The sequence below is a fragment of the Priestia sp. SB1 genome (genome assembly GCF_038898415.1).
In genome coordinates, this window is record NZ_JBBJSS010000011.1 from 142,035 (window position 1) to 151,272 (window position 9,238).

At 39.6% G+C, this 9,238-nt stretch carries 9 protein-coding genes, 1 rRNA gene and 1 riboswitch; all 10 genes read right to left on the reverse strand.

What is annotated here, in order from left to right; translation table 11 throughout:
- Nucleotides 1-14: 14 nt before the first annotated feature.
- On the reverse strand, nt 15-1,430 hold the full coding sequence (gene purF, locus WKH56_RS31185) for an amidophosphoribosyltransferase (protein ID WP_013055041.1): 1,416 nt from the start codon (nt 1,428-1,430) through the stop codon (nt 15-17).
- Entirely contained in the window at nt 1,406-3,637 is a 2,232-nt protein-coding gene (purL, locus tag WKH56_RS31190; RefSeq protein WP_028412530.1) for a phosphoribosylformylglycinamidine synthase subunit PurL, read from the reverse strand. The genes purF and purL overlap by 25 nt, the downstream gene beginning before the upstream one ends.
- Nucleotides 3,621-4,307, reverse strand: a complete 687-nt coding sequence (purQ, locus tag WKH56_RS31195; RefSeq protein WP_013055039.1) for a phosphoribosylformylglycinamidine synthase subunit PurQ — start codon at nt 4,305-4,307, stop codon at nt 3,621-3,623. Before purQ ends, purL begins: the two co-directional genes overlap by 17 nt.
- Complete coding sequence (gene purS, locus WKH56_RS31200; protein ID WP_014461938.1) at nt 4,304-4,555, reverse strand: phosphoribosylformylglycinamidine synthase subunit PurS; 252 nt, start codon at nt 4,553-4,555, stop codon at nt 4,304-4,306. The genes purQ and purS overlap by 4 nt, the downstream gene beginning before the upstream one ends.
- 7 nt (nt 4,556-4,562) lie before the next feature.
- Entirely contained in the window at nt 4,563-5,270 is a 708-nt protein-coding gene (gene purC / locus WKH56_RS31205) for a phosphoribosylaminoimidazolesuccinocarboxamide synthase (protein WP_048021520.1), read from the reverse strand.
- Between the two features lie 74 nt (nt 5,271-5,344).
- Nucleotides 5,345-6,637 (reverse strand): adenylosuccinate lyase, encoded by a 1,293-nt coding sequence (gene purB, locus WKH56_RS31210; RefSeq protein ID WP_013055036.1) that lies wholly within the window; start codon nt 6,635-6,637, stop codon nt 5,345-5,347.
- Nucleotides 6,634-7,779, reverse strand: a complete 1,146-nt coding sequence (gene purK, locus WKH56_RS31215) for a 5-(carboxyamino)imidazole ribonucleotide synthase (RefSeq protein ID WP_013081438.1) — start codon at nt 7,777-7,779, stop codon at nt 6,634-6,636. Before purK ends, purB begins: the two co-directional genes overlap by 4 nt.
- On the reverse strand, nt 7,772-8,260 hold the full coding sequence (purE, locus tag WKH56_RS31220; RefSeq protein WP_013055034.1) for a 5-(carboxyamino)imidazole ribonucleotide mutase: 489 nt from the start codon (nt 8,258-8,260) through the stop codon (nt 7,772-7,774). Before purE ends, purK begins: the two co-directional genes overlap by 8 nt.
- A 128-nt stretch (nt 8,261-8,388) precedes the next feature.
- A riboswitch (purine riboswitch) is annotated at nt 8,389-8,490 on the reverse strand.
- Between the two features lie 84 nt (nt 8,491-8,574).
- Nucleotides 8,575-8,775, reverse strand: a complete 201-nt coding sequence (locus WKH56_RS31225) for an NETI motif-containing protein (RefSeq protein WP_014461942.1) — start codon at nt 8,773-8,775, stop codon at nt 8,575-8,577.
- 166 nt (nt 8,776-8,941) lie between these two features.
- Nucleotides 8,942-9,057: ribosomal RNA gene (gene rrf, locus WKH56_RS31230) — 5S ribosomal RNA — on the reverse strand.
- Between the last annotated feature and the right edge of the window lie 181 nt (nt 9,058-9,238).

The window sequence follows — 9,238 nt, forward strand, 5'->3', positions numbered from 1 at the left end:
TTTTTACGTTAAAACTAACAAGTTACCTTTTCATGAGGGTGTACAGTATCTGGATAAATTTCAGTTGGATACTTTCCAGTAAAACATGCCATACACTGTCCGCCGTTGCCTTCATACTGTCTGCCGATTGCGTCTACTAAACCTTCGTTGCTTAAGAAAACAAGTGAATCAGCTTCAATCAATTCACGAATTTCTTCAACAGAGCGCGTAGCAGCAATTAACTCAGAGGATGACGATGTGTCAATTCCATAAAAACATGGATTTTTAATAGGAGGTGAACTGATGCGTACATGTACTTCAGTTGCTCCTGCTTCTCGAAGCATACGAACAATGCGACGGCTTGTTGTGCCGCGAACGATAGAATCATCTACCATGACAACACGTTTACCCTCTACAATTTTACGTACAGGAGACAGCTTCATTTTTACACCTTGTTCACGCAATTCTTGTGAAGGCTGAATGAATGTACGGCCTACGTATCGATTCTTAATTAAACCTAATTCGTATGGAATCCCTGACTGTTCTGCAAAACCAATCGCTGCTGAAATACTTGAATCCGGAACGCCTGTTACAACGTCTGCTTCAATCGGTGACTCAACTGCAAGTTGTTTCCCAAGGTTTTTACGAGCAGAGTGAACATTGATTCCATCAATATTACTATCTGGTCTTGAGAAATAAATATATTCCATACTGCAAATAGCACGGTTTACGTTTAGTGTGAATCGCTCTGATTGAATACCTTCATCATTAATAATAAGTAACTCACCAGGCTCTACATCACGCTCATGAACCGCTCCAACAATATCAAACGCACATGTTTCAGAAGCTACTACATAGGCATCACCTAATCGTCCAATTGATAATGGACGCAGTCCGTGAGGATCAAGTGCAACCATCATCGTATCTTCCGTTAAAATAACGAATGCGTATGCGCCTTTAACCATGGATAAAGCATTTTTCACTTTATCTTTCATATCTTCATAGCCGCTTCGTTTAATTAAATGAGCAAGTACTTCTGTATCAGATGTTGATTGGAAAATACTCCCTTGATTTTCCAGCTGATGCTTTAATGCATTTGCATTAACCAAGTTTCCATTATGAGCTAACGCAAGGCTTCCGCTATGAGAGCGGAAGTGAAGGGGTTGAACATTTTCAAACCCTCCGCCTCCAGCTGTTGCATAACGAACGTGTCCAATTGCTGCTTTACCGTTTAGTTGCTCTAACTCTCCGTGGCCAAATACTTCGTTAACAAGACCGACGCCTTTCATCACTGTCACTTTTTCTCCGTCTGTTACAGCAATACCAGCGCCTTCTTGTCCGCGGTGTTGCAAGCTATGCAAACCGTAATAAGCAATCTGGCTTGCATTTTCATGTCCCCATACACCGAATACGCCACATTCTTCGTTTAAGCCTTTGATTTCAGCAAGCATGGAAGCGCTCCTTTCCAAGCAGTAGTTAATTCTTCAACTGATAATTGAACAAGAACATTTTCTTGATGTTTAACAGTTAATGTTGCGTCTTCTGTTACGCGTCCTACTAATGTTGCATCTTGTACAAGCATTTCGAATTTTTCTTTATTCTCTGGTGAAACCGTTACGACAAAGCGTGATTGTGTTTCACTGAATAGCTCTGCTGTTGCTTCACCGTCTACCGTTACGTTTACGCCTAACCCGCTGCCGTTCATCACTTTTTCAGCTAGGGCTACCGCGAATCCTCCTTCTGCAATATCGTGAGCAGATTGAACTGCACCTTCACGAATTGCTTGAAGAAGCTGATCTTGACGTGTTTTTTCAACCGCTAAATCTAATTTAGGTGACTGGCCGAATACCGTACCGTTTTCTAGTACTTTTTGAAGCTCAGTACCTGCGAATTCTGCTTCAGCTTTACCAATAACATAGATTAAGTCATCTTTTTGCTTCGCATATTGAGTTGTAATATGGTTGATATCATCGATTAGACCAACCATTCCAATAACAGGAGTTGGGTAAATTGCTTCACCTTTTGTCTCATTGTACAGAGATACGTTACCGCCGATAACCGGAGTCGATAGCTCACGGCAAGCGTCGCTCATACCGTCTGTTGCTTTTTCAATTTGCCAGAAGATTTCTGGCTTTTCAGGGTTACCGAAGTTTAAGCAGTCTGTAATCGCAAGAGGCTGTGCACCTGAACATACAAGGTTACGAGCAGCTTCTGCCACTGCGATACGGCCGCCTACTTCCGGGTCTAGGTATAAATAGCGAGAGTTACAGTCTGTTGTCATCGCTAATGCTTTATTTGTATCACGTACACGAACAACCGCCGCGTCAGAACCAGGAGATACAACTGTGTTTGTACGTACTTGGTAGTCATATTGGTTGTAAACCCACTCTTTGTTTGCAATCGTAGGCTGTTTTAAAAGCGTTACTAACATATCACTGTGATTTTCAACAGTAGGAGCGTATGCTGACTGCTCTTGGAACTCACGATAGTATGCTGGTTCTTGAGATGGTTTGTGGTATACCGGTGCATCTTCTGCTAATGCATCTACAGGAACATCTGCTACTACTTCTCCGTTATGAGTTAAACGAAGGCGCTTATCGTCGGTTACGTGACCGACTGAAACAGCTTCTAATCCGTATTTTTCAACGATTTCGACGATTTCATTTTCACGGCCTTTTTCAACAACGATGAGCATGCGCTCTTGAGATTCTGAAAGCATCATTTCATATGGTGTCATACCCGTTTCACGCTGAGGTACAAGATCAAGGTTCATTTCAATACCAGAACCTGCTTTACTTGCCATCTCTGCCGAAGAACTTGTTAAGCCCGCAGCACCCATATCTTGAATACCTACTAAAGCGTCACACTTGATAAGCTCTAAGCAAGCTTCAAGAAGAAGTTTTTCCATAAATGGATCTCCTACTTGTACAGCAGGACGTTTTTCATCTGACTGATCAGATAGCTCTTCAGAAGCAAATGTAGCGCCGTGGATACCGTCGCGTCCCGTTTTTGCTCCTACGTACATAACCGTGTTGCCAACGCCTTTAGCTTGACCTTTTTGAATATCTTCGTGGTTAATTAAACCAACACACATAGCGTTAACAAGCGGATTTCCTTCATATGAAGCTTCAAACTGAATTTCTCCACCTACTGTTGGGATTCCTACACAGTTACCGTAACCTGCGATTCCCGCTACTACTTCCTCAAACAAATGACGAACCTTTGGAGATGTTAATTCACCAAAACGTAAAGAGTTTAAAAGTGCAATCGGTCTTGCTCCCATTGAAAAGACGTCACGAATGATGCCACCTACACCAGTTGCTGCTCCTTGATAAGGTTCAATCGCTGATGGATGGTTATGACTTTCGATTTTAAATACAACGGCTTGGTTATCACCAATATCAACGATACCAGCTCCTTCACCAGGACCTTGTAATACTTTTTCACCCGTGATAGGGAATTTTTTCAGTACAGGCTTAGAGTTTTTATAGCTACAGTGCTCTGACCACATAACAGAGAATAAGCCTGTTTCTGTATAGTTAGGAGTACGACCAAGCAGTTGCTCTACATTCGCAAACTCTTCGTCTGTTAATCCCATATCTCGATATAACTTTTGTTCTTTAATTTGCTCTACATTTGGTTCAAGAAGTAACGACATTTTGTTCCCTCCACTGCTTTACGATTGATTGAAATAATTTAAGTCCGTCCGCGCTTCCTAAAAGATCGCTTACCGCTCTTTCTGGGTGAGGCATCATTCCTAATACGTTGCCTGTTTCGTTCGTAATCCCTGCAATATCTTGAAGACTTCCGTTTGGATTATCACCTGCGTATTGGAAAAGAATCTGGTTGTTTTCAATCAATTTTTGTAACGTATGTTCATCACAATAGTAGTTGCCTTCACCGTGTGCCACTGGAATAGCAATTACTTCATCTTTGCCATAAGCATTTGTAAACATTGTTTCGTTATTAGCTACTTTCAAATTCACTGTTTTACAGATGAATTTTAAGTTTTCATTACGGCGCATAGCACCTGGCAGTAATCCTGCTTCTAATAAAATTTGGAATCCATTACATACACCTAGTACTGGCTTTCCTTGGCTTGCTGCTTTTTTTACAGCATCCATTACATTTGAGAAGCGAGCGATAGCACCTGAACGAAGGTAATCTCCATATGAGAAACCACCTGGAAGCAAGATACCATCATATTGATCTAATGATTCTGTATCGTGCCAAACGTAATCTACTTCTTCACCAAGCTCATCTTTGATAGCATGATACATATCTACGTCACAGTTTGATCCTGGAAAAACAATTACAGCAAATTTCACTGTACGACAACCTCCTCAACCTCGTAACGGTAATCTTCAATTACTGTATTAACTAAAAGCTTTTCACACATTTCTTTTACGCGTTCATCTAATGAATCTGTGCTGTCGATTGTTAGCTCTAAAAATTTACCGATGCGTACTTCTTGAACTTCTTCATAAGACATACGGTGCAATGAATTTTTAACGGCTACTCCTTGAGGGTCTAATACACTTTCTCTTAATGTGACAAATACTTTTACTTTATACATGGTTGGGTTATCCTCCGATTCGCTGTAAGATTTTTTCGTATGCTTCTGTTAAACCGCCTAAATCTCTGCGGAATACATCTTTATCTAATTTTTCGTTCGTATGAACATCCCAGAAGCGGCAAGTGTCAGGTGAAATTTCATCCGCTAAAATAATGTCGCCTTGAGAAGTACGGCCGAATTCTAATTTAAAATCTACTAAGAAAATATCTTTATCTTTGAAAAATTTCGATAATATTTCGTTGATTTGAAGTGCTTGTGCCTTTAAACTATCAATCTCTTCTTGAGTTGCAGCCTCAAGGAAAATCGCATGTTCTGCAAGAATTAATGGATCACCAAGCGCATCGTCTTTGTAATAAAGTTCAACGATTGGCTGTTCAAAACGAATACCTTCTTCTACGCCAATTCGCTTCGCAAGGCTTCCTGCTGTAGCATTTCGTACAACAACTTCAAGCGGGACAATTTCTACTTTCTTAACCGCTTGTTCATGATCTGAAAGCTGCTTCACAAAGTGAGTTGTAATCCCTTGCTCATGTAACATTGAAAATAGTAAACTACTAATTTGATTGTTCAACTGTGCTTTTCCGCTAATCTCCGCTTTTTTCTGACCGTTGAATGCTGTAGCTTCATTTTTATAAGCAACCCACAATACATCTTGCTCATCAGTAGCGTAAATTTTTTTCGCTTTTCCTTCATAAAGTAACTCTTGCTTTTCCATGCTGTCACCTCTACATACAGAATATTCAGATACACTTTCTTAGATAAAGGCAAGGACGTGCCTTGCCTTTTTTATTAAAGACCTAAACGTTCAAAGATCATATCTACATTTTTTAAATGGTGCTTATGATCGAAGCAATCTTCAATCTCTTCTGGCGATAAGTGGCGAGTAATGCGCTCTTCGCCTTCAATTAAAGAACGGAAAGGAACTTGCGTTTCCCATGCTTCCATTGCTTTTGGCTGTACTAAGTCGTATGCTTCTTCGCGTACCATGCCTTTATTGATTAGTGTTAACAGTACACGCTGTGAGTAAATTAATCCTAGTGTACGATCCATGTTGCGCTTCATATTGTCAGGGAATACTGTTAAGTTTTTAACAATGTTTGCAAAACGATTTAACATGTAATTTAAAGCAATCGTTGCATCAGGTAAGATGACACGCTCTGCTGATGAATGAGAGATGTCACGCTCATGCCAAAGCGGTACATTATCATAAGCTGTAACCATATAGCCGCGAATTAAGCGAGCAAGTCCCGTTACGTTCTCAGAACCGATTGGATTACGTTTATGAGGCATTGCAGATGATCCTTTTTGACCTTTTGCAAAGTACTCTTCAACCTCACGTGTTTCACTCTTTTGAAGACCGCGAACTTCTACTGCAAATTTCTCAATAGATGTCGCAATTAACGCTAGTACTGACATATAGTGTGCATGACGGTCACGCTGTAATGTTTGCGTAGAGATTGGTGCTGGTGAAATTCCTAACTTCTCACATACGTATTTTTCAACGAAAGGATCGATGTTAGCGAACGTTCCAACTGCTCCTGACATTTTACCGAATTCCACTTCAGCTGCAGCACGTTTTAAACGCTCTAGGTTACGCTTCATTTCTTCGTACCATAATCCCATTTTCAAACCAAATGTCGTTGGCTCAGCGTGTACACCGTGCGTACGTCCCATCATAACCGTATACTTATGTTCTTGAGCTTTTTCCTTTAGTACTTCTACAAAGCGCTCTACGTCACTTAGCAAGATTTCATTAGCTTGCTTTAATAAATAAGATAGAGCTGTATCAACTACGTCAGTTGAAGTCAAACCGTAGTGTACCCACTTGCGCTCTTCACCAAGCGTTTCAGATACTGCACGAGTGAAAGCTACTACGTCATGACGCGTTTCTAATTCAATTTCATTGATGCGGTTAATATCAAAAGATGCATTTTGACGAATTAACTTCACATCTTCTTTCGGAATATGTCCTAATTCTGACCATGCTTCGCAAGCTAGAATTTCAACTTCTAACCAAGCTTTAAATTTATTTTCTTCTGTCCAAATAGCTGCCATTTCTGGTCTTGTATAACGTTCAATCATGTTGTTACTTCCTCCGTTCTTTCCCAAATTCCTAGAGATTCGGCTTTTTCTATCGCCTCATCTATCTTATCAGCTAATACCGTGATATGTCCCATTTTTCTCTTCTCTTTTGCAACTTTTTTTCCGTACAAATGCAAGTGCATATCATCTAAACATTCGATTTTTGCCATTGTGTTCTCAATATGTTCCCCTAATAGGTTAACCATAACAGCAGGTTTTAATAAAGTCGGCTGTGCTAGGGTCCAGTTACAAATGGCTCTTACATGCTGCTGAAATTGAGAAAGATCACAAGCATTGATTGAATAATGACCTGAATTATGAGGTCTAGGTGCCATTTCATTTATATAAAGCTGACCTTCTTCAGTTAGAAACATCTCAACTGCTAATGTACCAACTAAATCTAATCCTTTTGCTATTTCTTGCGCATATTGAAGAGCTTTCGCTTCTTGATCTGCTGTAATACGTGCCGGAACAATCGTTTGGTGCAAAATATGATGCTTATGAATGTTCTCAGCTACTGGTAAACATACCGTTTCGCCTTTTGCATTGCGGTGTACAATAACTGATACTTCTTTATCTAAGTTCATCCACTGTTCTACAATGCATTCCGACTGTGCTAATAGCTCAGCTGCTTCACGAATATTATTCTCATTTTTCACTAGAACTTGCCCTTTACCGTCATATCCGCCTCGGCAAGTTTTTACGACACATGGATAACCAATTGTTTCGACAGCTTTTAAAAGTTCTTCTTCAGTCGTAACGATTGCGTAATCAGGAACGTCTAGATTAAGCTTTGTAATCATTTCTTTTTCTAAACGACGATTTTGTGTAACGGCTAGTAAATGACTGCCTTGTGGCACGTAGCATTTTGTTTCTAGCCATTTCATCATCTCAACATCAACGTTTTCAAATTCATAGGTGATGACATCTGACACTTCAGCAAGCTGTTCAACCGCTTTTCTATCATCATAGTTGCCAATGACTTTAATATCTGCTACTTGACCGCAAGGAGAATCTTCTGTTGGTTCAAGCACTGCAATGTAATAACCCATTTCTTTAGCAGATAGTGCAATCATTCTTCCTAGCTGTCCACCGCCTACGATTCCAATTGTTTTACCAGGAGGTATAAGTAAATTAGACAAGTTGATCACTACTTTCTAACACGGATGATTTAATAGACTCTCTACGATTTTCAAGTTGATCACTTAACGTTGGATCCTGTGTTGCTAAGATTTGTGCTGCTAGCAGGCCAGCGTTCGTAGAACCAGCTTTCCCAATAGCTACTGTAGCTACCGGTACGCCGCCTGGCATTTGAACAATCGATAAAAGTGAATCTAAACCGTTTAAGTTACTTGATTTAACGGGTACTCCTATTACAGGTAAAATTGTTTTTGCGGCAATCATACCAGGTAAGTGAGCAGCGCCCCCAGCGCCAGCAATAATAACTTTAATCCCTCGTTCTTTAGCAGTTTCAGCATACTCAAACATATAATCCGGCGTTCGATGTGCTGATACAACTTTCTTTTCATATTCAATATTTAATTCATCTAAAATGTCACACGCATATTTCATAGTGCTCCAGTCTGACTGACTGCCCATTACAACAGCAACTTTTACATTCATGAATAAAAGCTCCTTTTTCACGTTATAAAAAAACCTAGGGTATGTTATGGCTCACTAAAGGAAAGCCACAACTACCCTAGGTTTCATGTATCAATATTCCTTTTGAAAAGGAATCATGTTTACCTATTTAGTAATTGTACTCTCCTCATAGTCCAATGATTTACGGTCATCGGGTAGAAACTCGTGGGCCATATTCCCACTATTATATGAGGTTTCGGATATCTCATTTGACAACTTAATAATAACAGCCAAACCAGAAAAAAGTCAACCCAAAAATCGAATGTTTACTATTTTTATCATTAAAATGTTCGTATTTAGAGACTTTTCCCTTCGAAAACAATTTGTTGCTTTACCGGAACATACTCTTTTTTACCATTTATTTCTTTTTCTTCAAAGATAGGCTTTTCCATTCGTCGAACGGGCATATACCCATCTTTTTTCATCCGATCTAAACAACTTGCAATTGTTTCATTTTCCTGTAATTCGTATAGTACTTTTTTTGATTTCTTACCCAAAATGCAGCCTCCAGTTTGAAAGAAGTTTCTTACAACGTCAAAAAGAACTTTTATAATAAAAAATTAAATGAATCCACTATAGTGTAACATAATTTAAAAGTTAAATTCATGCTGTAATTTTTAGAAACAAAAAAGACTAGTCATTGAATGACTAGTCTTTTTATTGGCCTGGCAACGTCCTACTCTCACAGGGACAAAGTCCCAACTACCATTGGCGCTAAAGAGCTTAACTTCCGTGTTCGGTATGGGAACGGGTGTGACCTCTTCGCTATCGCCACCAGACATATTATATTATACATGATTTAAAAAAGAAAGCAAGACTTTTTTGAAAAAGTTTTGTTCTTTCAAAACTAGATAACAGTTTGCTGAGTAAAGCTTACGCTTTTAAAGTTTGGTTAAGTCCTCGATCGATTAGTATCAGTCAGCTACACATGTCGCCACGCTTCCACCTCTGACCTATCAA